The sequence below is a fragment of the Streptomyces sp. NPDC043812 genome (assembly GCF_056436245.1).
The window spans coordinates 1-22,891 of sequence record NZ_JBWKCY010000038.1 but is presented as its reverse complement, the minus strand read 5'-3'; the positions used below and the strand labels follow the sequence as shown (position 1 = coordinate 22,891).

Annotated in this window: 16 protein-coding genes and 1 pseudogene; 13 read left to right on the top strand and 4 right to left on the bottom strand. The window is 70.4% G+C overall.

The window, feature by feature from the left end:
- Positions 1-251: 251 nt before the first annotated feature.
- The 3 genes from AC067Z_RS35275 to AC067Z_RS35265 all read left to right on the top strand — a co-directional run bounded on the left by AC067Z_RS35275 (position 252) and on the right by AC067Z_RS35265 (position 4,498).
- Entirely contained in the window at positions 252-800 is a 549-nt protein-coding gene (locus tag AC067Z_RS35275) for a DUF1707 and FHA domain-containing protein (RefSeq protein WP_478793722.1), read from the top strand.
- A 170-nt stretch (positions 801-970) separates the two neighbouring features.
- On the top strand, positions 971-3,178 hold the full coding sequence (locus tag AC067Z_RS35270; RefSeq protein ID WP_478793721.1) for an MMPL family transporter: 2,208 nt from the start codon (positions 971-973) through the stop codon (positions 3,176-3,178).
- Between the two features lie 333 nt (positions 3,179-3,511).
- A complete protein-coding gene (locus AC067Z_RS35265; protein WP_478793720.1) occupies positions 3,512-4,498 on the top strand; it encodes a cytochrome P450 in 987 nt (328 codons plus the stop codon).
- Here the strand turns inward: AC067Z_RS35265 and treY are convergent.
- Positions 4,455-7,037 carry a malto-oligosyltrehalose synthase gene (gene treY, locus AC067Z_RS35260; RefSeq protein ID WP_478793719.1) on the bottom strand — a complete coding sequence of 861 codons (2,583 nt, stop codon included), beginning with the start codon at positions 7,035-7,037 and terminating at the stop codon, positions 4,455-4,457. The two genes, AC067Z_RS35265 and treY, sit on opposite strands and share 44 nt — an antisense overlap.
- Positions 7,038-7,166: 129 nt before the next feature.
- Positions 7,167-9,287: a glycogen debranching protein GlgX gene (gene glgX, locus AC067Z_RS35255; protein ID WP_478793718.1), complete on the bottom strand. Its 2,121-nt coding sequence runs from the start codon at positions 9,285-9,287 to the stop codon at positions 7,167-7,169.
- 138 nt (positions 9,288-9,425) lie between these two features.
- On the opposite strand from glgX, the gene AC067Z_RS35250 reads away from it, so the two are divergent.
- The 5 genes from AC067Z_RS35250 (at position 9,426) to AC067Z_RS35230 (ending at position 14,354) form a co-directional block, all read left to right on the top strand.
- Positions 9,426-10,250, top strand: a complete 825-nt coding sequence (locus tag AC067Z_RS35250; RefSeq protein WP_478793717.1) for a Tat pathway signal sequence domain protein — start codon at positions 9,426-9,428, stop codon at positions 10,248-10,250.
- A gap of 78 nt (positions 10,251-10,328) precedes the next feature.
- The gene (locus AC067Z_RS35245) at positions 10,329-11,639 is read left to right on the top strand and encodes a copper amine oxidase (RefSeq protein ID WP_478793716.1); all 1,311 of its coding nucleotides are present in this window, start codon (positions 10,329-10,331) and stop codon (positions 11,637-11,639) included.
- A 90-nt stretch (positions 11,640-11,729) separates the two neighbouring features.
- Complete coding sequence (locus tag AC067Z_RS35240; RefSeq protein WP_478793715.1) at positions 11,730-12,965, top strand: SAV2148 family HEPN domain-containing protein; 1,236 nt, start codon at positions 11,730-11,732, stop codon at positions 12,963-12,965.
- A 161-nt stretch (positions 12,966-13,126) separates the two neighbouring features.
- A complete protein-coding gene (locus AC067Z_RS35235; RefSeq protein WP_478793714.1) occupies positions 13,127-13,456 on the top strand; it encodes a hypothetical protein in 330 nt (109 codons plus the stop codon).
- 184 nt (positions 13,457-13,640) lie between these two features.
- A complete protein-coding gene (locus tag AC067Z_RS35230; protein ID WP_478793713.1) occupies positions 13,641-14,354 on the top strand; it encodes an exonuclease domain-containing protein in 714 nt (237 codons plus the stop codon).
- 126 nt (positions 14,355-14,480) lie between these two features.
- Here the strand turns inward: AC067Z_RS35230 and AC067Z_RS35225 are convergent, their stop codons facing one another.
- A complete protein-coding gene (locus AC067Z_RS35225; protein ID WP_478793712.1) occupies positions 14,481-15,332 on the bottom strand; it encodes a phosphotransferase enzyme family protein in 852 nt (283 codons plus the stop codon).
- Between the two features lie 89 nt (positions 15,333-15,421).
- Here AC067Z_RS35225 and AC067Z_RS35220 point away from each other — a divergent pair, with 89 nt between their 5' ends.
- From AC067Z_RS35220 to mgt, 4 genes are read left to right on the top strand one after another with little or no spacing between them, the layout of a single operon-like run.
- Entirely contained in the window at positions 15,422-16,405 is a 984-nt protein-coding gene (locus tag AC067Z_RS35220) for a carbohydrate ABC transporter permease (protein ID WP_478793756.1), read from the top strand.
- Complete coding sequence (locus tag AC067Z_RS35215) at positions 16,402-17,244, top strand: carbohydrate ABC transporter permease (RefSeq protein ID WP_478793711.1); 843 nt, start codon at positions 16,402-16,404, stop codon at positions 17,242-17,244. Before AC067Z_RS35220 ends, AC067Z_RS35215 begins: the two co-directional genes overlap by 4 nt.
- A complete protein-coding gene (locus tag AC067Z_RS35210) occupies positions 17,244-18,548 on the top strand; it encodes an ABC transporter substrate-binding protein (RefSeq protein WP_478793710.1) in 1,305 nt (434 codons plus the stop codon). Before AC067Z_RS35215 ends, AC067Z_RS35210 begins: the two co-directional genes overlap by 1 nt.
- Positions 18,549-18,591: 43 nt before the next feature.
- Positions 18,592-19,791 (top strand): macrolide-inactivating glycosyltransferase, encoded by a 1,200-nt coding sequence (gene mgt / locus AC067Z_RS35205; RefSeq protein ID WP_478793709.1) that lies wholly within the window; start codon positions 18,592-18,594, stop codon positions 19,789-19,791.
- 336 nt (positions 19,792-20,127) lie between these two features.
- On the opposite strand, the gene AC067Z_RS35200 is transcribed toward mgt, so the two are convergent.
- Positions 20,128-22,377, bottom strand: coding sequence for an MMPL family transporter (locus tag AC067Z_RS35200; RefSeq protein ID WP_478793708.1), 2,250 nt, complete (start codon positions 22,375-22,377; stop codon positions 20,128-20,130).
- A 380-nt stretch (positions 22,378-22,757) separates the two neighbouring features.
- Here AC067Z_RS35200 and AC067Z_RS35195 point away from each other — a divergent pair.
- Positions 22,758-22,891: pseudogene (locus AC067Z_RS35195) on the top strand (S8 family peptidase); the annotation flags it as partial.

The following is a 22,891-nucleotide window of genomic DNA, read 5'->3' as shown; positions in this document are numbered from 1 at the left end:
CGGGCGGGGCGGGAGCGCGGGAATCGTGTGGACTGCACGGCACTCGCCTCCTTCCGTCGTCTCGGGCGTCGTCGATCACCCTAGCCCGGCAGGTCCGCCGCGGTCCAGGGCATTCTCCGCCCGCACTCGGCCCCAACTCCCCGCCGCCGGACCGGAATCCTTCCTTCCGTGCAGGTCAGAGCCGCGACGTCGGACGGCGGAACGCTTCTTCTTCTGGACACCTCGGGTACTTCGGCCCGACAATCTGGAATGTGACGTCCTCCTCCGAGTTCCACACGTATCCCGCACGGCTGTCGGACGCCGAGCGCGAGCGTGTCCTCGGCGTGCTCAGAGAGGGTGCCGCCCAGGGCAGGCTGTCCCACGAGACCTTCGTGCACCGCATGGAACTGGTCCTGGCCGCCCGGCGGCCGGAAGACCTCGACGCCCTCACCGCCGACCTCGCCGAGGAGAGCCGCTGGTCGCGTCGCCTCTATGCCGCGGTCGGCCGCATCTCGGCGTTCTCCGTCCGGCTGCGCAGGGCCTGGCAGGCGGAGAAGCTGCCGCCGCTGCTCCTCCCCGAACCGGGCCCGCACAGGCTGCGCATCGGCCGCGACCCCGTCAACGGACTACGGCTGAGCCACGACACGGTCTCGCGACTGCACGCCGAACTGAGCCACCAGGGCAAGGTGTGGGTCCTGCGCGACCTCGGCTCCACCAACGGCACCACCGTCAACGGCCGTCGGCTGACCGGCTCGATCGTCGTCCAGGACGGCGACATGGTGGGCTTCGGCAGCATGAGCTTCCGCCTCACCACACGCTGACCCCCACGGACCCCCCCGCGGAACCTCAGGCCGGGCACCCCCAGCCGGCGGGGTGGGGACAGCCCCCGGGACTGACACCTGCGCTCCCCAGCGACTTGGACACACTCTGACGCGACGCTGATCACGCACGACGAACACGTCCTGATCAGCTGTTCCAGGGGAGGTGCCCGATGCCGGGCAGAGTTCCGATCACGGTCCGCAGCGCACGATGGTGCGCCACCCATCCCGGGCGGGCGGTGGTGGCCTGGATCGCCTTCGTCGTGCTGTGCATCGGTGCGGGGGCCGCCACGGGCACCAACAAGGGCACGTTCGAGGACTTCTGGGTGGGCGAAGCGGGACGCGCCGAGGCGATCGCCGCCGACAGCGGACTGACCCCCGCGCCCGTCGAGCAGATCCTCATCACCGCACCCGACGGCGCACGACTCGACAGGGCCGGCGCGGACGCGGCGGCGCGGGAGACCGTCCGGCGGATGGATCCCCTGCCCGCGGTCGTCGACGTCGCCGCGCCGCGACCCTCCCGCGACGGCACCGCGCTCATGGTGGCCGTCACCCTGCGCGGCGACAAGGAGAGCGCCAAGGAGGACGTCGACGCGCTGCTGCGGGAGACCTCGGCCGTGCAGAAGGCCCATCAGGACCTGCGGATCGAGCAGACGGGCAGTGCGTCCATCTCGAACGGTGTCAACGACAAGCAGGGACAGGACCTGCAGCGCACCGAGATGATCAGTCTGCCGGTCACCTTCGTCATCCTGTTCGTCGTCTTCGGCGCGGTGCTCGCGGCCGGGATCCCCGTACTGCTCGCCCTCACCGCCTTCGCGGGTGCCGTGGGCCTTTACGGCGTGGCCTCGTGGGCCTTCCCCGACGCGGGCGGCGCCGCGCTCAGCGTCATCTTCATGCTCGGCATGGCCGTCGGCGTCGACTACTCGCTCTTCTACCTCAAGCGCGCTCGGGAAGAACGCGAACGCAGCGGCGGGACGATCAGCCACGCCGCCGCCGTCGAACTCGCCGCGGCCACCTCGGGCCGCGCGGTCGTCGACTCCGGTCTTGCCGTGGCCCTCTCGCTCGGCGGCCTCTATCTGATGGACGACGTCATCTTCTCGTCCATCTCCACCGGGGCGATCCTCGTCACGCTGGTCGCGGTCGCCGGATCGCTCACCGTACTGCCGGCACTGCTCGCCAAGCTCGGCCACCGCATGGACGGCCGGCGAACGCGCCGGCGTCGCGGCCTCCGGCAGGGGGTCGGCCGGGGCCAAGGGCGCGCATGGGAAGCGATGTTGCGGCCTGTCATGCGCCGACCGCTCGCCACCCTGCTCGTCGGTACCGCCGCGACCGCGGCACTCGCTCTGCCCGCGGTCACCATGAACCTCGGCACGGAGGGCAAGGAGACCTTCCCCGACAGCGTCGCGGCCGTCGCCGCGTACGACCGGCTGACCCGCGCCTATCCCTCCGAAGGCACCGCCCACCTCGTGCTCATGAAGGGCGACGATCCGGCCGCCGCGCTGGCCCGCCTCGCCGAACGCGCCGAGGGCGACCCGCTGTTCGCCGTCGAGACCGCCGCCCCGGCGACAGCGGTCGCCGAGGGCGGCCGCACCGCACTGCTGCGGCTCCCCGTGCCGTACACCCAGAACTCCGAGGAGGCGTCCCGGTCCCTGGAGCGGCTGCGCGGGGAACTGATCCCGGCGACGCTCGGTGCCGTGCCGGGTGCCGAGTACGCGGTCAGCGGCGAGATCGCCGCCGGCGCGGACTACGCGGAGCACCAGGAGGAGCGGCTGCCACTCGTCATCGCCTTCGTCTCCGTGGCGACGCTCGCGATCATGTTCTTTGCGTTCCGGTCCCTCGTCCTCGCGGCGCTCGGCGTCCTGCTCAACCTCGCCACCGTGATGGTCTCCTGGGGCGTTCTCACCCTTGTCTTCCAGGGCACCTGGGCAGAAGGACTGCTCGGCTTCGAATCGCTCGGATTCGTCGGATCCCGTACGCCGTTGATGGTGTTCGCGATTCTCGTCGGGCTCTCGACCGACTACCAGATCTTCGTGGTGAGCCGGATCCGGGAGGCCGTGAGCCGGGGTGTGCCGACCCGGCAGGCGGTGGTCGAGGGGATCGCCGGTTCGGCGAGTGTGGTGACCAGCGCAGCCGTGATCATGGTGTCGGTGTTCATCAGCTTCCTGTTCATCGACCGGATCGAGATGAAGCAGATCGCGGTCGGCCTGACGGTGGCGGTGCTCTTCGACGCGCTGGTGCTGCGGGCGCTGATCCTGCCCGCCGCGCTGGCCATGCTGGGCGAGCGGTCCTGGTGGCCGGTCGCGCCCGGCAGGCAGAACCCCGGCGTGGTGACCGGAGCGGCGAACACCTCGGCCGATCGCCCGTTGGCGCGTACGGACTGAGGGCCGCACGGACCGAGGCCGCGGGCCGCGGCTGACTCGGATGGGCCGTGCCTGACCCGGGTGGGCCCGCGTCTGACTGCCGAACGCCGAACGCCGAACGCCGAACGCCGAACGCCCCCGCACCGGCCGCGAGCCGACGTCCTTCCGGGGCGTCGGACGGGCCGGCGCGGCGGCGGCTTTCGTCCCGCTGCCGCAAGCCTTCCGCCCGCATCCCGCACCGGCAGCGACATCACCCGAACGGGGGTACGCGGACTGCGGCGACACCACCGGGGTGGTCGCCTGAAGGAAGCCGTGCGCCACGAGGAGCCGCGGCAGTGACAGGGGAGCAGCCACATGCACGCGGACATGCGCCCGACGCCCGAGCCCACAAGGCCCGGAACCCCGACCGACCCGGCCACCCCGACCGATCCGAGTGCCCCGGCCACCCCCACCCCCACCGCCCCGCGCCGCGGAGCGCTCCTGCCGGGGCTGCCCACGGGGAACGAGGACGATCTGTACGAGGGCTATCGCCGACTGCGCGAGGACCATCCCCTCACCTATGACGCTTCCGTCGGCGCCTGGCTGCTGAGCCGCTACTCCGATGTCGCCACCGCCCTCACCGACCTGCGCTTCACCCACGGCCATCGGCCCGGCGACGTCGGATGCGAGACCCATCTGGCGCCGGTCCCGCAGGCCCTCCGCGAGATCGTCCAGCGCACCGCGTACGTCCTCGCCAGACGCATGGCCGGCCGTGAGCAGGTCGACCTCGTCGAGGAGTTCTGTCGATGGCTGCCGTCCGGAGCCGTCGGCGTGCGCGGCAGGACAGCGGGCCGGGCGCTGCTGGCCGGGCGCTGCGTGGCCCAGGTTTCCGTACGGGAGAAGGCCCTCGCGTCGTTCTTCGCCAATGTCCTCGACCACCCGGACCGGATGGCGGCGCTGCGCGCCGAACCGCGGCTGATCTCACGGGCCTGGACCGAGTCGCTGCGACACGACCCGCCCGTGCTGGTGGTGATCCGCCGGACGGCCGCCGCGGTCACGCTGAGCGGGGGCACGCTCCCTGCCGGCGCGGTCGTCGCCTGCCTGATCGGCGCGGCCGGCCGGGACCCCGAGCGATTCCGCGAGCCCGACCGCTTCGACATGCTCCGCGGCGACCCCGGTCAGCTCACCTACGGCCTCGGCGGCTGCCCGGCGGTGTCGCTCGCGGCGATGGAGGCCGAGTACGGGCTGCGCGCGCTGGCCGAGGCGATGCCGGGTCTTCGCTGGGCCGACGGCTTCCGGCCGGTCGCCAGTGGGCTGATCACCCGCTCTCCGAAGACGCTGCTGGTCCGGCCGCTCGGCTGAGCAGTGTCACCGGCCGCTCGGCGAACAGCTCGGCCACCGGCACGGCCACCCCGCCGGTGAACTCCCGCTCCCCGTCGAGCAGATCGGTCCACCGCCCTGATGGCAGCGTGAGCGTCGTGTCCCGCCAGCCCCCGTCGCGGTCGAGGCGCAGGGAGAGCCGGGTGACGGCTGTGACCACGTCGCCGCCCCTGGCGAACGCGACACAGTGCCCGGCGGCCGGTCCCGCGGCCACGAGCGGTTCGTACGCAGCCGTCGCGCCGAACAGCTCGGGGCGTGCCCGGCGCAGCCGGAGCGCCGTGGCCGTGACGGCCAGCTTCTCCGATCCGACGCCGCTCGCGACCTGCCCCTCAGAGGGGCCCGCCCCGGCCTCCGACCTGTTCCCCGACCTGTTCCCCGCCCCGGCCTCCGACCTGTTCCCTGCCCCTGCCCATGCCCCCGCTCCGGTCCCAACCCCAGCCCCCTCGGACGGCCACGTCGCCGAACTGTCCCCGGTGGCCCGCGCCGCCCCGCCCTGCCGACCCGGGCCGGTCGGCGTCAGCCGCTCCGGCAGCGGCGTTCCGAAGGCGACGGGCCGGCGGTTGTCCGGGTCGACCAGGGCGAGGAACTCCCGCTCGGAGCCCTGGTACACATCGGGCACTCCCGGCATCGTCAGATGCAGCAGCGTCGCCCCCAGCACGTTCGCCCGCACATAGGGAGCCAGCTCCCCTACGAAACGCGCCACCGAGTGCTGCGGCGAACCGGCCGGCCCGGCACCGACGAACGCCGACACCGCCTTCTCGTACGCCGGGTCGGACTCCGTCCAGCTGGTGTGCACTCCCGCCTCCCGGACTGCTTTCAGCAGCGCCGCCTCCAGCCGGTCCGCGTCCGGGATGCCGAAGCCGACGGCGGTCTGCCAGGCGACCCACGCCAGCTGCGCGTCCGGCGCATCCCCGCGGCCCGCCGCCTCCTCGGTGATCCGGGCCAGGAACTGCGCCCAGCGGTCCGGGCACTCCGACAGCACCGCGATCCGCGCCCGCACGTCCGCACTCCGCTTGGTGTCGTGCGTGGTGAGCACCGTGCCGGTGGCCGCCCAGTGGCGGGCCAGCCGCGCGCAGAAGGCGTGGAACGCCTCCGGTCCCACCGCGGGGCTGCCGGGGTCGCCGCCCACCTCGTTGGCAGAGATCAGCGGCGCGTACCGGTAGAAGGCGGTGTCCTCGACCGACTTGGCGCGCAGCGCCGATGCCGTCTGCGCGAAGCGCGCACGGAAGCGGACATGGTCGAGGCCGTCGCCGAGCCGCCCGAGGGCCAGATCCCGCACCACGTCCACGGCGGACGCCTCCTCCGCCACGGAGAACGTGTCCCGCGCCGCCCGGGCGGCCTCCTCGGGAAGCGCCGTCTCCGCGTCGACGCGATAGGGCCGGTAGACCGGAACCCGGACGAGCAGCTCGCGCACCGCGGCGCCGAGTGCCCAGGGGGCGTGGTCATGCAGGCGGGGGTCGGCGGCGCAGATCCGCTCGGCGAGCCGGACCAGTGTCGCGGCCTCGGCCGCGAGCTCGTGGGTGACGACCTCGTGGGCCGCGCGCCGCGCGGTGGCCTCCCAGCGGCCGCCGAGACTGTCGTCCACTTCGGTGAAGTCCCGGTAGATCCCGGCCAGTTGCCGCACGCCCGCCGGGTCGGTGAACAGGCCGTCGATCCTGCGGAGCGCGTCGTACCCGGTCGTGCCGGCGACGGGCCAGCCGTCGGGCAGGCGCTCGTCCCCGGTGAGGATCTTCTCCACGACGATCCAGCACGCGTCCCCGGCTGCGTCGCCGAGTCTGCGCAGATACCCCTCGGGATCGGCCACCCCGTCGGGGTGGTCCACCCTCAGGCCGTCGACCACACCCTCCCTGACCAGCTCCAGGATCTTGGCGTGGGTCGCGTCGAACACCTCGGAGTCCTCGACCCGCACCCCGATCAGATCCGAAACGGTGAAGAAGCGGCGGTAGTTGAGTTCAGTGCGGGCCAGGCGCCACCAGGCGAGGCGATACCACTGGGCGTCCAGCAACTCCGGAAGCGGCAGATGCGCGGTCGACTCGCGCAGGGGGAACTGCTGCTCCCCGTGGTGCAGGACGTCTCCCTCGACCCTGAATTTCGACAGCTCGCCGCCGATACGCCCGGGGAGCACCGGCAGCAGTACCTTCCCGTCGCCCGCGGCCCAGTCGATGTCGAACCAGCGTGCGTACGGCGAGCGGGGCCCCTCCCGCAGCACCTCCCACAGGGCGCGGTTGTGCCGCGGAACCGCCGCCATGTGGTTCGGCACGATGTCGACGACCAGGCCCATGCCGTGGTCCCGGGCCGTCAGCGAGAGCCGGCGCAGGCCGTCCTCGCCGCCCAGCTCCTCGCGGATCCGGCTGTGGTCGACGACGTCGTACCCGTGCGTGGACCCCGGCACCGCCTCCAGCACAGGCGAGAGGTGCAGATGGGAGACGCCGAGGGAGGCGACGTAGCCGACTGCCGCCTCGGCGGCGGCGAACGGGAAGTCCGGCTGCAGCTGGAGCCGGTAGGTGGCCGTGGGTGTCATGCGAACATACGTACCCGCCTTGAACGCATCTGTGCCGCGCGACCCGGCCGTTCGGTCGATCGAGTGATCATCACCCCGCAGGGGAACTTCTGCGCGGTGCCCGGGTCCGCAGCACGGGCCTTGTCCTGCCTATGCGGGCCGTCTCAGGACCGTCAAGCTGCGGCCCACCAGACGCAGCACCTCACCGGCGGACGCCTTCGGCCCCTTGCCCGGGGGTACGCCCTCGGGCAGCGCGGTGTCGACGACCACGTGCCACTCCTCGCCGTGATTGACCGGAACGGTGAAGTCCAGCTCCTCCGCGCTCGCGTTGAACATCAGCAGGAACGAGTCGTCGGCGATCCGTTCGCCCCGCGGTCCCGGCTCGGAGATCGCGTGGCCGTTCAGGAACACCGACAGCGCCTTGGCGTGCGCGGCCTGCCAGTCACGCTGCACCATCTCCTCCCCGCGCGGTGTGAACCAGGCGATGTCGGTCAGCTCGTCGTGCGTCCCCTCCACCGGCCGCCCGTGGAAGAACCTGCGCCTGCGGAACACCGGGTGGTCGCGCCGCAGCCACACCATCGTCTTGGTGAAGGTGAGCAGCGAGTCCTCCTCGTCCTCGCCCGGATCGGGCCAGTGCACCCACGCGATCTCGTTGTCCTGGCAGTAGGCGTTGTTGTTGCCGCGCTGCGTACGGGCGAACTCGTCGCCGTGGCTGAACATCGGCACACCCTGGGAGAGCATCAGGGTCGCGATGAAGTTGCGCATCTGCCGTCGGCGCAGCTCCCGCACCTGCGGGTCGTCGCTCTCGCCCTCGGCCCCGCAGTTCCAGGACCGGTTGTGACTCTCCCCGTCGCGGTTGTTCTCTCCGTTGGCCTCGTTGTGCTTGCTGTTGTACGAGACGAGATCGTGCAGGGTGAAGCCGTCGTGGCAGGTGGCGAAGTTGATGGACGCCAGGGGCCTGCGGCCGTCGTCCTGGTAGAGGTCGGACGAGCCGGTCAGGCGCGAGGCGAACTCGGCGAGCGTGCGTGGCTCGCCCCGCCACATGTCCCGCACGCAGTCGCGGTACTTGCCGTTCCACTCCGTCCACAACGGCGGGAAATTGCCCACCTGGTAGCCGCCCTCGCCGACGTCCCACGGCTCGGCGATCAGCTTCACCTGGCTGACGACCGGGTCCTGCTGCACCAGGTCGAAGAAGGACGACAGCCTGTCCACCTCGTGGAACTGGCGGGCGAGGGTGGCCGCGAGATCGAACCGGAATCCGTCGACATGCATCTCGGTCACCCAGTACCGCAGCGAGTCCATGATCAGCTGGAGCACGTGCGGACTGCGCATCAGCAGGGAGTTCCCCGTGCCCGTGGTGTCCATGTAGTACCGGCGGTCGTCGGTGAGCCGGTAGTACGAGGCGTTGTCCAGACCGCGGAAGGAGAGCGTGGGGCCCAGATGGTTGCCTTCCGCGGTGTGGTTGTAGACGACGTCGAGGATGACCTCGATCCCCGCCTTGTGCAGTGCCCGCACCGCCTGCTTGAACTCCAACACCTGCTCGCCCCGGTCGCCCCAGGAGGCGTAGGAGTTGTGCGGGGCGAAGAATCCGATGGTGTTGTAACCCCAGTAATTGCTGAGGCCGGCGTCGACGAGACGGTGATCGTTGACGAACTGGTGCACCGGCATCAATTCCAAAGCGGTGACGCCCAGTTCGGTGAGATGCGAAATGACGGCCGGGTGGGCCAGTCCCGCGTAGGTGCCGCGCAGCTCCGGGGGCAGTTCGGGGTGCAGCATGGTCAGGCCCTTCACGTGGGCCTCGTAGATCACCGTGCGGTGGTAGTCGGTGCGCGGCAGGCGGTCGTCGCCCCAGTCGAAGTACGGATTGACCACGACGGACGACATCGTGTGCGGGGCCGAGTCGAGGTCGTTGCGCGAATCGGGCCTGCCGAAGTGATAGCCGTACACCGACTCGTTCCAGTCGATCGAGCCGCTGATGGCCCGCGCGTACGGATCGAGGAGCAGCTTCGCGGAATTGCAGCGCTGCCCCCGCTCCGGGGCGTACGGGCCGTGGACCCGGAATCCGTACCGCTGACCGGGCATCACCCCTGGTAGATATGCGTGCCGCACGAACGCGTCGGTCTCCCGCAGTTCCACGGCGGTCTCGGAGCCGTCGTCGTGCAGCAGACACAGCTCGATGCGCCGTGCGGCTTCTGAGTGCACCGCGAAGTTGGTGCCGGCGCCGTCGTACGTGGCGCCGAGTGGGTACGCCTGTCCCGGCCAGACCTGCATAGATATGACTCTTCCATTTCTGATCCGGGTATTGGGGACTACTTGGCCAAGATCCTCCCCCAAAGTGGAGCAACCTCCTAGGACTTCGTACCGTCCTACCGGGTGACCAGTCGTGACCAAGGGGGAAATGGGGGACCAGTGCGTTTATTGGTGCGCCGTCATCTCGGAAAGCTCCTGGCGGGAACCGCCATAGCGGTGACGGGTACGGCCCTGATGGTGGGCATCACTCTGCCGGGTACCGCGGGCGCCGACCAGTCCGCCGCTTCGGCCGACGGGGCGCAGGGCAGAGCGGCCGGCCAGGGTGCCGGCGAGGAGGGGAGCGGCACGGCGGGGGCGCCGCGGCCCGGTGTCGTGGTCGCGGCACCGGCAGAGGGGGAGCGCGGGGTGGGCCGGGACCCGCTCACCGCAGCCGAGGCGCGGCACGCCGAACAGATCGCCCTCACCCCCGCGGCACGGGCCGACGGGGAGAACGCAGGCGGCGGACGCGGCCCGCAGCATCTCGCGACCAACCTCACCGAGCCGCCGCCGTCCGCGCCGGACGCGGGCGTGCGCCGCGCCGAGGTCCGCTTCTACGACTACCGCACCGACGAACTCGTCACCAGGACGGTCAACCTCGACACCGGCAAGGTCGAGCGGACGGGCTCGCAGCGCGGCGTCCAGCCGTCGCCGCACCGCGAGGAGCTGCGCGAGGCGGTGGAACTGATACTGGCCGACCCGCTCGGGACCGATATGAAGGCCGACTACAAGCACGCCACCGGCAAGGCGCTCACCTCTGCCGACCAGCTCTGGTTCAACGGGGACGTCTACCGCACGTATCGCGAGAAGGACGTGCCGGACGCGCTCTCACGGTGCGGTGAGCACCGCTGCGTGCGCATGGTCACCAAGGTCGAGAACGGCCCCTGGATCGAGATCAGGGACCTGATCGTCGATCTGAGCGCCCGGACCGTCACCCGCGTCGGCTGACCCCGGGTTTCCCTTTCCCCGATCCGCCGCACCTTCCGTCCGCATGTCCGCACTTCCCCTTCTAGGGAGTACGTCTTGATGCACGTGAACAGAGGTTCGCGCGTCCGCAGGCGCGGCGCACTGCTGGCCGCCGCAGCCCTCCTCGGCAGCGTCGGCGCAGCCACCGCCCCCGCGGCCGCCGCACCGGCGCAGACGCCCGCCGCCCCGCAGGCGCCGCAGCTGGACTGCAGTGTCGCGTACCGCATTCAGCAGACCCTCGACGGCGGCACGACCTGGCGCATGTGCTGGCGCTACGACACCGATGCGGGTCTCGTGCTCAGCTCGGTCAGCTATCAGCCCAAGGGCGAGCCACGCGCCATCCGCGTACTGAACAGCGCGAAGCTCGCCCAGATACATGTCCCGTACGACGACGGCAACGCCGAGTACGACGACCTCACCGGGGCCGGCTTCGGCTGGGGCCTGCAGAACCTGGCGCCCGCCGAGTGCCCGGGCGGCACGGTCACCAAGGTCAAGCTGCCGGAGGTGGGCACCGTCAACGGCCTGTGCACCACCACCCGTTCCCGCGGGCACGCCTACCGTCTCGCCAACGACGAGGGCACCAAGGTCTGGCAGGCGCAGGGCAAGGATCTGCTCGTCTACACCGTCAACAAGGTCGCCTGGTACGAGTACATCACCGAATGGCGGTTCTCCTCCGACGGGACCATCTCCGCCAACGTCGGTGCGACCGGCAGCCTCGCGCCCGAGGACTACAACGGAACCGACGGACGCGGGTGGCCGATCGGCAAGGGTGCGCGTGACTACGCCACCAGCCACGCGCACAACGTCTTCTGGCGGCTCGACTTCGGCCTCGACGGCGGCAACAAGGGACGCGTCGAGCAGTACGACTCCAAGGTGACCCCGCCGACCGGTGACGGCAGCCCGACCGTGCGGACGACCCGCACGCCCGTCACCAAGGAACTCGCAGGGGACGCCCGCACGATGCGCTGGTGGCGCGTGGTCAGTGCGACCGGCAAGAACAAGGACGGTCACGCCCGCTCCTACGAGATCGTGCCCGGTGCGTCCAGCAAGCACGCCGGCCGAGGCTTCAGCAAGCACGACATCTACTTCACCCAGAACAGGGCCTGCGAGCAGTTCGCGAGCGACAACATCCTCGACTGCGGGCGCAACGGCGGGAAGAGCGTGGACAAATGGGTCAATGGTGAGAACCTCGTCAATCCGGTTGCCTGGGTCAACATCGGGTTCCACCACATCGCCCGGGACGAGGACCAGCAGCCCATGCCGGTCCACTGGCAGGGCTTCCAGCTCGCCGCCAGGGACGTGACGTCTATGAATCCGCTCACTCCTGGAGATCTCGCCGACCAGAACGGTCATCACAATCAGGGGAGTTGAGAAAGAAGCCTGCCCATCCGGCTGCACCGCCTCCCGCATGCGGAGTACTCTTCCTTGATCGTTGGAGGGGGCTGGGAAGGCGGTGCGCGGGTGAGCTCGGGAGGGCTGGAGCTACCCCCCGGTGACACGGGTCACGAGGGGGGAGACTCCGCCGAGGTCCCGCCAGGAGCGGTCTCGCTCGCGCGGCCGATGGAGATCGGGGCGGAGCTGGACTGGGGCGCGGACGCCTGGAGTGAGGTGCGTACGCGTGCCCAGCGGGCCGGCCGTGCCTATATCTGGCTGAATCTGGTGGAGCAGCGGCTGCGGGCGGTGGTGGCCGCGGTGCTGCGCCCCATCTACGACCCCGTCCACGGAGAGGACTGGGTCGTGGCCGCGGCCGGTCCCGCCGGACAGGAATGGGTGCAGCGGGCCGTCGCGGTACGGGAGGTCTCCCGCCGCAAGGGCTACCTGCTGGACCCGGCCGACGACAACGTCCTGTCCTTCCTCACGCTGCCGCAGCTGCGCGAGCTGATGGTGCAGCACTGGCCCTGCTTCGAGCCCTATTTCGACGACCGGCGGGACGTCGAGCTCGCCCTGGACGAGCTGGAGGTGGCGCGCAACGTCGTCTCCCGCAACAGGGCGCTCAACGAGGCCGTCCTCGCCCAGGCCGAACGCGCTTCCTCGCGTCTGCTGGAGATACTCGGCAGCGGCGCCGGCGTCCCCTCCGCAGACCGGCTCCCGGTCGACGCGGTCGAGGACCTCGTCGGCGACCGGTACGCGGACGTGGTCTCCGTCCACCCCGACCGGGTCAGGCTCCAGCGCCAGCTGCCCGCCGAGGACCTGTTCGGCGGGGCCAGGCGCCTCGACGCGATCGGGATAGGCCTGAACCTCCTCGTGCAGAACTTCTCCGGCCGCCGTCTGGTGCGGCTCGCCGAATCGGGCTGCCGGGTGAGACTGCTCTTCCTGAACCCGGCGAGCAGCGCCGTCAAACGGCGTGAGAGGGAACTGGGCATCAAGAAGGGCGAGCTGAGTCGCACCGTGGAGATGAACATCCTCCACATGCGGCGAGTACGGTCCCGGCTGCGGGACCCCGGCGCCTTCGAGATCCAGGTCTTCGACGAGACGCCCCGCTTCACCGCCTATCTGGTCGACGGCGACGGCCCCGACGGCCTGGCCGTCATCCAGTCCTATCTGCGCCGTGCCCGGGGGATGGAGGCGCCGGTGCTCGTGCTGCGGGGCGGCGGACGCTCGGTGGTCCGCTCGGGTCAGGACGCCGAGACCGGTCTCTTCCAGACATATCGCGAGGAGTTCGAGTCGGTGTGGGCCGACTCGCGGCCCGTGTCCTGAAAACACCGGATCATGTTCCTGCGCAGCAGTTTGCTGAGGGCTGCGCGTCCGTGGTGTGCGCCGTAGCGTCCTCTTCGCGGGGCCGTCGGGGCGGCTCCGCGACCGTTTTCCGGGGGACAGACGGGGGGACACAGATGAGTGTGTCGACAGGGAACGTGCAGGTGTCCGTGTCTCGTTGGTGCGAGGACGTCGCGGACGCGGGGCTCGCGGAGATCCATCGCCTCGCAGACTACGGTGCGGCGCCAGGAGCGGATGCGGCCGGGACGGAACTGTGGCGGACCATCGAGGTCATCGCCGACACCTGCCAGCGGATCCCGTGTCCGGCGGACTGCCCCACGCCGCTCGCCGACGCCCTGCTGCATCGCGCGCTGCGCGAGGCGCTGTCGACGACGTCGGCGGAGGGCAGATGCTGGCTGCGGCGCTGCTCGGACTCGCTCGGCTACGAGCCCCCCGGGCCGGTTCGGCGGCTGCTGGCCTCGACCGTGTGCTGACTTCGGACTCCGGGTCCTCTCGTTGTCAGTGCTGCATGGGAAGGTGAACATCCAACGGGGGAAGCATCACGCACCATGGAGGAGGGGCACCCATGTCCTGGCACGGGGGACCACTGGCCGGCGTCGACCGGAAGGCCGCGGGGATCGGCCCGCGCGACGCGCGCATCGGGACGGCGGCCGTTCGATGAGCTGGCTCGACGGGCCGTTGGTGGCCTTCGACCTGGAGACGACGGGGACCGACGTCGAAGCCGACCGCATCGTCACGGCGGCCGTGCTGCGGCTGGAAGCCGACGGAGCCGTCTCCGAGCAGCGGACCTGGCTGATCGACCCCGGTGTGGCGATACCGGCCCAGGCGTCGGCGATCCACGGCATCTCGACGGACCACGCCCGAGCGCACGGCGCCCCGGCGGCACATGCGGTCGAGGAGATCACCCGCACAGTCGCCGAAGTGCTGCGCTCCGGAGTGCCGCTGGTGGTGATGAACGCCCGCTACGACCTCTCGCTGCTGGACCGTGAGTGCCGGCGGCATGCGGTCGAGTCGGTGAGCGAGCGGCTGGGCGATGTGCCGTCGCCCGTCATCGACCCACTGGTCATCGACAAGCATGTCGACAAGTACCGCAAGGGCAAGCGCGCCCTCCAGGCGCTGTGCGCCTACTACGGGGTGCCGCTCGACGACGCGCACGACGCGAGGGCGGACGCGGTGGCTGCAGCCCGTGTGGTGCGCCGCATGGCGGAGAAGCACCGGCCTGTCGGGGCGATGCCTCTGGCGGATCTGCACGAGCTCCAAGTGCGCGCAGCGGCAGAGCAGTCGGCATCGTTGCAGGCGTATCTGCGGCGCACCGCGAATCCGGCGGCGGTCGTCGAGCCCGCCTGGCCGGTCATACCCCGCAGCCGCTGACCGGCCGGTCAGCGGCCGCGGAAGACGGACGGGGCGCACGGGCCGCCGTCCGCCGTCCGGACGGCGGCCGGCCCACCGCGGACGGGCAGATGAGGGCAACGGGCGGTGATGCCGCGGGCCGCAGCGTCAGAAGGGGTACCAGCGCACCTCGGAGTCCCCGTCACGGAGCGACGCGACCCGGCGGCGGAACTCGGCCAGCGCCTTGGGGTTCGTGGGCGCATGCTGGGCGACCCATGCACAGCTGGCGGTCTCGCGCGCGCCGCGCAGGACCGCGCAGCCGTCCCACTCACGCACGTCCCAGCCGTACGCGGCGGTGAACGCGTCGTAGGCCGCCGGGTCGAGGCCGTAACGGTCGCGGGACAGGGCCATGACCACCAGATCGTGCTCGCGCAGATCCGAGGAGACGGTCTCCAGGTCGACCAGCACCGGGCCGTCGGGGCCCACATGCACATTGCGGGGGAGCGCGTCGCCGTGGATGGGGCCCGGCGGCAGGTGCGGGGCGAGCGCCGCAGCCGCGTCGGCGAAGCCGTCGCGGCGCTCGCGCAGATACGCCGCGTCGGCGGGCTCGATCGCGGCACCGGCCAGTCGCAGCCACCGCTCGACCCCGCCCAGCAGCTCCCGGCGGGGGAGCCCGAACGAAGGAGAGGGCAGTGCATGGACCAGTCGCAGCAGCCGGGCGAGATCGGCCGGTTCCGCAGGGCGCACGGCATCGGGCAGCCGGTGCCACAGTGTCACCGGCCTGCCGTCCACGAGCCGCGGCTTCGGCTCGGCCGCACGCACGGCAGGGACACCGGCGCCGGACAGCCATTCGGCGACCGCGAGCTCCCGCTCGGCGCGCTCCAGCAGTTCGGCGTCCCGGCCCACCTTGACGACCAGATCGCCCGTCGCGAACACCACGTTCTCACCGAGCGCGAGGAGCTCCGCGTCCGCGGGAAGCCCGGCAGCCGCCAGTACGTCGCGTGCCCGTGCCTCGTCCATCGCTCTCTCCCACCGCCGTGCCACTGCGCATCCGGCAAAGTCTCGCATCCGTGCAGGCTCCCTTGACGTACCGACGACCCGTCAGCACGATGACGGGGGCCCGCAGGGCTCCTGCCCCTTCGGATCAGGCCGGACCACCGTCAAGCCGCCCAGAAGGAGCCGCACACGTGATATCGGCGACCGCAACGGCGCGGTCCGGGAAGAAGTCGGACCACGGGGCCTGGTTCCTCGTCCTGCCCGCTGTGATCCCGATCCTGGTGCTGAGCGTCGGCCCACTGCTCTACGGCATCGCGCTGGCGTTCACGGATTCGCAGGCGGGCCGCACCGAGCCCACCGAGTGGGTCGGGACACTGAACTTCCGGGATCTGCTGCACGACACGCTGTTCTGGGACTCGTTCCGCATCGGCCTGCTGTGGGCGGTCGGGGTGACCGTTCCCCAGTTCCTCCTCGCACTCGGCCTCGCCCTGCTGCTCAACCAGCAATTGCGGCTGCGCTGGCTCGCGCGCGCCCTCGCGATCATTCCCTGGGCGATGCCCGAGGTCGTCGTCGGCATCATGTGGCGGCTCGTGTACAACCCGGACGCGGGCATCCTCAACGAGACCATCCGTGACCTGGGCCTCGGGGACGGCCGGGACTGGCTCACCGGCCTCGCCACCGCACTGCCCGCGGTGATCGTCGTCGGGATCTGGGCAGGCATGCCGCAGACCACGGTCGCGCTGCTCGCCGGGCTGCAGAACACACCCCACGAACTGCACGAGGCCGCCGCACTGGACGGCGCGGGCGCCTGGCGCCGCTTCCGCACGGTCACCTGGCCCGCGCTCAGACCCGTCGCCCTCGCCATCACGGCACTCAACTTCATCTGGAACTTCAACTCGTTCGCCCTGGTATACGTGCTGACCAACGGCGGACCCGGCGGTCGCACCCGGCTCCCGATGCTCTTCGCCTACGAAGAGGCCTTCCGCTACGGCCAGTTCGGCTACGCGGCGGCCATGGGCTGCGTCATGGTCGCCGTCATCTCGGTGATGCTCGCCTTCTATCTTGTGGGACGGCTCAGGGGAGGCGACGAGCGATGAGCGCGCTGCGCACGGGACGAGCGGGCCGCGCCGGGCAGTACGTGGCCCTGCTCTGTTATCTCGTCTTTCTCGCGTTCCCCTTCCTGTGGCTCGTCTCCACGGCCTTCAAGCCGCCGCGCGAGCTGGGCTCCCTGCACCCCACCTGGATCCCCGAGAATCCGACCCTGGACAACTTCCGCCAGGCCTTCGACGAACAGCCCCTGCTCCAGGCCGCAGGCAACAGCCTGGTCGCGGCACTCGCCGCCGCGATCGTCGCCGTCGTCATCGCGACGCCGATGGCCTTTGTGATGGCCCGCAACCACAGCAGGCTGACGGGCATGGCCACCGGCTGGGTCGTGGTCAGCCAGGCGTTCCCGTTCGTCCTGCTGATCATTCCGCTGTTCCTGGTCCTGAAGAACCTGCACCTGATCAACACCCTGTTCGGCCTGATCATGGTGTACGTCGTCTGGTCGCTGCCGTTCGCCCTGTGGATGCTGGTCGGCTATGTGCGGGCCGTGCCGCGCGAGTTGGAGGAGGCGGCGTCCGTGGACGGCGCCGGACGGCTGCGTACGCTCGTGTCCGTGACCGCGCCGCTGCTCGCGCCGGGGATCGTCGCCACAGGGCTCTTCGCGTTCATCACCGCGTGGAACGAGTTCTTCTTCGCGCTCGTTCTGCTCAAGACCCCGGAGAATCAGACGTTGCCCGTCGTTCTCACGCACTTCCTCGGCGCGGAGGGCGTCGCCGACCTCGGGCCGCTCGCGGCGGCCGCGTTCCTCGCGACCATCCCCTCGCTCGTCATCTTCGCGATCATCCAGAAGAGGATCACGGGCGGCATGCTGGCAGGGGCGGTGAAGAGCTGATGCGCGTCTTCGGCGCACGCCCACTGACAGCGGCCGCCGCGGCGCTCGCGCTGCTGCTGAGCGGCTGCAGCGGCGGGGACGGCGACGGGAGCGGCGGGAAGGTCCGGCTGCGCTTCCAGTCGCTGGCATGGCAGAAGGAGTCCGTCGACGCCAACAGGCAACTGGTGAAGGAGTGGAACGAAACCCACCCCGACACCCCTGTCGAATACGTTCAGGGCAGTTGGGACAGCGTCCACGACCAGCTGCTCACGTCGTTCGAGGGCGGCGAGGCGCCCGACATCATCCATGACGCATCCGACGATCTCGCCGACTTCGCCTACGGCGGCTATCTCGCCGATCTCACCGGTCTGCTGCCGGACCGCCTGACGAACGACATCCCGCAGCAGAGCTGGCGGACGACGACGTTCGGGGACGGCATCTACGGTGTGCCGTTCCTCCAGGAGCCGCGCGTCCTGATCGCCAACAAGAAGATCCTCGACGCGTCCGGGGTCCGGGTGCCGACGGCGCAGGAGCCGTGGAGCTGGGAGGAGTTCCGGCAGGTCACCAAGGACCTCACCGCACACATGGGAGAGGGGAAGTACGGCATCGCCTGGCCGCTCAAGGAACCGGTGTCGGTGACGCTCAACCTCGGCCTGTCCGCGGGCGGACAGCTGTTCCACCGGGGGAACGACGGCAAGGTCACCGTCGAGTTCACCGACGGCGACGCGGTCGTTCCCGGAACCATCCACGACCAGGTCAACACCGACAGGAGCGCCTCGCGGACGACACTGGGCATGGGTGGATCCGACACGCTGCCCGGATTGTTCGGCGGCAAGTACGCGATGGTCCCGCTGGGGTTCTCCTACCGGCAGCAGATCGTGCAGCAGGCCCCGAAGGGGTTCGAGTGGACGGTACTGCCCGCGCCCGCAGGACCGGAGGGGCTCGCTCAGGGAGTGAGTCCGCAGACCCTGTCGATCGCCGAGGACAGTCCGTACAAGAAGGAGGCGGCGCAGTTCATCGACTTCATGCTCCGACCGCAGAACATGGTGCGACTCGCGGTGGGGGACTGGATGCTGCCGACCGGGTCCGAGGCGCTCAGGGATCCGTCGCTGCACACAGCCGAGAACGGCTGGGCAGCCGGTGCGGCGCTCGCGCGTGATCTGCGTTCCGCGCCGGCGCAGTCTGTGCGCGGCTATCCGGAGTGGAAGGACAAGGTCGCGACGCCGGCGTACCAGGAGTTCTACAGCGGGGCGATCGACGCGGACGAGTTGGAGAAACGGCTGGTGAAGGACGGGAATCTGGTGCTGGCGCGGTATCAGCGCTGAATTCACGTTGTACGAGACGTATCGTCTCGCTTATGGTGAGGGCATGACGACCACGATCCGTCCTGCCCATATCGCCATGTTCTCCATCGCGGCGCACGGGCACGTGAACCCGAGCCTCGAAGTGATCCGGGAGCTCGTCGCACGGGGCCACCGCGTCAGCTACGCGATCCCCGCGTCCTTCGCGGACAAGGTCGCCACCACCGGGGCGCAGCCCGTCATCTACACCTCGACCCTCCCGACGGACGACAACCCCGAGGCCTGGGGCACCGAACTCATCGACAACATCGAGCCGTTCCTGAACGACGCGATCCAGGCTCTGCCGCAACTCGCCGACGCGTTCGCCGGGGATGAGCCCGACCTCGTCCTCCACGACATCACCTCGTACCCCGCGATCGTGCTCGCCCACCGGTGGGGCGTTCCCGCGGTCTCGCTGTCGCCGAATCTGGTGGCCTGGGAGGGATACGAGAAAGAGGTCGGCGAGCCCATGACCGCGGAGCTGCACGCGTCGGAGCGAGGCAAGGCGTACTACGAGCGCTTCGCCGCATGGCTCGCCGAGAACGGGATCACCACGCATCCCGACCCGTTCGTCGGACGGCCACGGCGCAGCATCGTCCTCATCCCCCGGGCGCTGCAGCCGAACGCCGACCGGGTCGACGAGTCGGTGTACTCCTTCGTCGGTGCCTGCCAGGGGGACCGACACGACCAGGGGGAGTGGCAGCGGCCGGAAGGTGCGGAGAAGGTGCTGCTGGTGTCGCTCGGCTCTGCGTTCACCAGGCAGCCCGCGTTCTACCGCGCATGCGTGCAGGCGTTCGGGGGCCTGCCCGGCTGGCATGTGGTGCTGCAGATCGGCCGGTACGTCGATGTCGCGGAGCTCGGCGAGCTGCCCGGGAACGTGGAGGCCCACAGCTGGGTGCCGCAGCTGTCGGTGCTGCGTCAGGCGGACGCGTTCATCACGCATGCGGGTGCGGGCGGGAGCCAGGAGGGCCTGGCAACGGCCACCCCGATGGTCGCGGTCCCGCAGGCCGTGGACCAGTTCGGCAACGCGGACATGCTGGTGGCGCTGGGCGTTGCGCGCCGCCTCGACACGGAGGACGCAACGGCGGACGCCCTGCGGGAGGCGGTGCTGTCGCTGGTCGCCGACCCGGAGGTGGCGCGGCGGCTGGCGTCGATCCGGGAGGGGATGGCGGGAGAAGGGGGTACGGGAAGGGCGGCGGACCTGATCGAGGCGGAGCTGGTGTCCTGACGGGGTCGCTTTCCCTCTACTCGCCCTCCCTCTACGGCCTGACGGCCGTGGGTGGGTGTACGCCCGGACGGAGTCTGGGGGAGTACCCCCAGGCCCCGGGCCCCGCACCGCGCTTCGCGCGATTTCCTCAAACGCCCCCAACGCCCTGCGGGCGTGGGGTGACCCCCTGACGGGCTGAAGTTGACTGCAACTCAGCCCCGCCGGCGTTTGAGGCGCGGGGGGTCGGGAGCGGAGCCCCCGGAACACCGCGCGGAGCGCGGTGCCGGGTCCCGGGGGTCCCCCCACGCCGCCAGGCGTAGGGGGAGGAGCCCGGTTTCGGGAAAGGGCGGGGAAGGCCTAGACCCCCACCCGCTCCACCTCCCGCGGCGCCGGCTCCGCCGGCCCCCGCGGCTCGTCGTGCGTCAGGTCGGGAAGCCACCGCAGCCACCTCGGGAAGTACCAGTTGCGGTCCCCGAGCAGAGCCATCACCGCCGGAAGCAGCACCCCGCGGATGATCGTCGCGTCGATCAGGACCGCCGCTGCCAGGCCCACACCCATCTGCTTCATCGACTGCATCGACAGCGTTCCGAAGATCGCGAACACCGCCACCATGATGACGGCCGCACTCGTCACCACGCCCGCCGTCGTCACCACGCCGTGCGTGATCGCCTCGCGCGTCCCACGGCCCTGGAGCTTCGCCTCGCGGATCCGGGACACCACGAAGACGTGATAGTCCATCGACAGGCCGAACAGGATCACGAAGAGGAACAGCGGCAGCCAGGCGATGATCGCGCCCACTCCCTCCGCGCCCACCAGTGACGCGCCCCAGCCGTGCTGGAAGACGGCCGTGAGGATGCCGTACGCCGCACCCACCGACAGCAGGTTGAGGACGATCGACGTGACCGCGATCGTCAGCGACCGGAAGGACAGAAGCATCAGGACGAAGGCGAAGACGACGACGAACGCGAAGACCGGCGCGACCGCGCCCGTCAGCTGGTCGTTGAAGTCCTTCGAGCCGGCGACCTGACCGGTGATCGGCGCCTCGAGACCGTCGACCCGGTCGAGTGTGGCAGGGCGTACCTCGTCCCGCAGCAGTCCGAGGCTCTTCTCCGCCCGGTCCTGGTCGGAGCCGCCCACCAGGGGCACGTACACGAACGCGAGGTTCTGCTCCTTGTGCGTGACGACCTCCACCGGACCCTTCGACGCACCCGAACTCACCGCCTGTGCACGGAAGTCGGCAATTGCCTTCCGCACCGGCGCGGACTCGATGTCGTCCGCAGTGACGACGACCTCGGCCGGATCCGCACCACCGGGGAACGCCTCGTTGATCCGCTCGTAGGTCGCCACGATCGGGACCGAGCTGCCGAACTCCTGGTCCAGGGTGAAGTTCTGGGTCTTCATCCCGACCGCGGGCAGTGCCACCGCGACCAGCGCGCCGGCCGCGACGACGAGCGAGACCAGCGGGCGGTGGAGTACGACACCGAGCACCCGGCTCCACACGCGGCTCTCGCCGCCCCGGCCCTGCCCACTGCGCTTCGCCCGTCCCAGGAAGGGGATCCGGCCCTTCTCCACCCGCTCGCCGAGCAAGGAGAGCAGCGCCGGCAGCACGGTCACGGAGCCGACCATGGCGACCGCGACCACGATCAGCGACGCGAGTCCCATCGACTCGAACTCGCCGATGCCGGTGAAGAGCATGCCCGCCATCGCGACACACACCGTCACACCGGAGACGACGACGGCACGGCCACTGGTCGCGGCGGCGATGAGGATCGCCGTGCGGCCGTCGCGGCCGGCGGCGCGTTCCTCACGCTCGCGACGGAGGTAGAACAGGCAGTAGTCGACGCCGACCGCGAGACCGACCAGCAGCATCACGGAGTTGGCCGTCTCGCTCATCGGCATCAGATGGCTGACGACGCCCATCAGGCCCATCGTGGCCATGATCGCGGTGATGGCCAGGGCGACCGGAAGCAGCGCGGCGACAAGGGCGCCGAAGGCGATCAGCAGAATGCCGAGCGCGACCGGGACTGCGGAGAACTCGGCGCGCTGGAAGTCGTCGCCGAAAGCCTCGTCGAAGGTCTTGTTCATGCTGGCGCTGCCGATCTCCTCGATCAGCAGCTCCTGGTGGCGGTCCTGCACCCCCGCCACCGCGTCGAGCACGGGGTCGATCCGGTCGGCCGCGGTTTCGGGGTCTCCCCGCACGTCGAACCGGACCAGCGCGCTGCGACCGTCGCGCGAGACGCTGTCCGTCTCGTACGGAGAGGTCACCGCGGTGACCTGGCGCGTGCCGTCGACCGCCTTCATCACGTCGTCGACGGCCTTGCGGAACGCCGGGTCGGTCGCCTTGGCCGAGGCGTCCTTCGCCTGGACGAGTACGCTCTCACCGGCCGGTTCGTCGATACCGGCCTCCTCGACGATCCGTGCCGCCTGGGTCGTCTCGCCCGACAGCTGCTCGCTGTCCTTCAGTTCGGCGCGGCCCGTCGCCGAACCGGCGACCATGGCCACCAGCACGAACAGCACCCAGATCCCCACGGCGGCCCAGCGGTGCTGCGCGCTCCAGCCGCCCGCCCGCGCGGCGATGCCACGCGGTCCCCCTCCAGCTCTCCCCATGACCGGTTCGTCCCCTCGTATGTGGCTTGGCGTATGACGTCGGCGCCGGGCCGTCGCGTCCGATTCGAAGCTAAGGGCGCATTCAGGCCGTCTCGTCCTGCTGGCCGGTGACACGGAGGGGGTTGCCGCTCCTCCTTTCGGATGGGGTACATCCCCGACAAGGAGGATCGAAGCCCCTTACATCTAAGGGGAGTTGAGGGGGAAGTCCGACTTAGGGCACCCTGGCCGATTTCTTATTACGAAACCTTGTTGAGTAAGTCACAGGTATATGAAGGCCTTGATCTGGGCGCGTCAATCGGTCAGGGTTTCGAGTCAGCCCCCGGAGATCTTCCGTCCGCGGGGCGATCCCCCCACAAATGATGACGAGGAGCTCCCTCTTCATGGCAACTCACAAGCGCTCCAGCCGGATCAAGCTCACCGCGGCCATAACGGCCGTGGCAGCCGCAGCCGGTGTAACGCTTCTCAACACGTCCTTCGCCGGTGCTGCCGCGCCCGCCGAGGGCAAGATCTACGG

Bases quoted from the DNA above. Each gene is read 5' to 3' on its own strand.
- AC067Z_RS35270 (WP_478793721.1), top strand. From the start codon at position 971: ATGCCGGGCAGAGTTCCGATCACGGTCCGCAGCGCACGATGGTGCGCC.
- treY (WP_478793719.1), bottom strand. From the start codon at position 7,037: ATGACACCCACGGCCACCTACCGGCTCCAGCTGCAGCCGGACTTCCCG.
- AC067Z_RS35230 (WP_478793713.1), top strand. From the start codon at position 13,641: ATGAGCTGGCTCGACGGGCCGTTGGTGGCCTTCGACCTGGAGACGACG.
- glgX (WP_478793718.1), bottom strand. From the start codon at position 9,287: ATGCAGGTCTGGCCGGGACAGGCGTACCCACTCGGCGCCACGTACGAC.
- mgt (WP_478793709.1), top strand. From the start codon at position 18,592: ATGACGACCACGATCCGTCCTGCCCATATCGCCATGTTCTCCATCGCG.
- AC067Z_RS35220 (WP_478793756.1), top strand. From the start codon at position 15,422: ATGACGGGGGCCCGCAGGGCTCCTGCCCCTTCGGATCAGGCCGGACCA.
- AC067Z_RS35210 (WP_478793710.1), top strand. From the start codon at position 17,244: ATGCGCGTCTTCGGCGCACGCCCACTGACAGCGGCCGCCGCGGCGCTC.
- AC067Z_RS35225 (WP_478793712.1), bottom strand. From the start codon at position 15,332: ATGGACGAGGCACGGGCACGCGACGTACTGGCGGCTGCCGGGCTTCCC.
- AC067Z_RS35215 (WP_478793711.1), top strand. From the start codon at position 16,402: ATGAGCGCGCTGCGCACGGGACGAGCGGGCCGCGCCGGGCAGTACGTG.
- AC067Z_RS35265 (WP_478793720.1), top strand. From the start codon at position 3,512: ATGCACGCGGACATGCGCCCGACGCCCGAGCCCACAAGGCCCGGAACC.
- AC067Z_RS35245 (WP_478793716.1), top strand. From the start codon at position 10,329: ATGCACGTGAACAGAGGTTCGCGCGTCCGCAGGCGCGGCGCACTGCTG.
- AC067Z_RS35200 (WP_478793708.1), bottom strand. From the start codon at position 22,377: ATGGGGAGAGCTGGAGGGGGACCGCGTGGCATCGCCGCGCGGGCGGGC.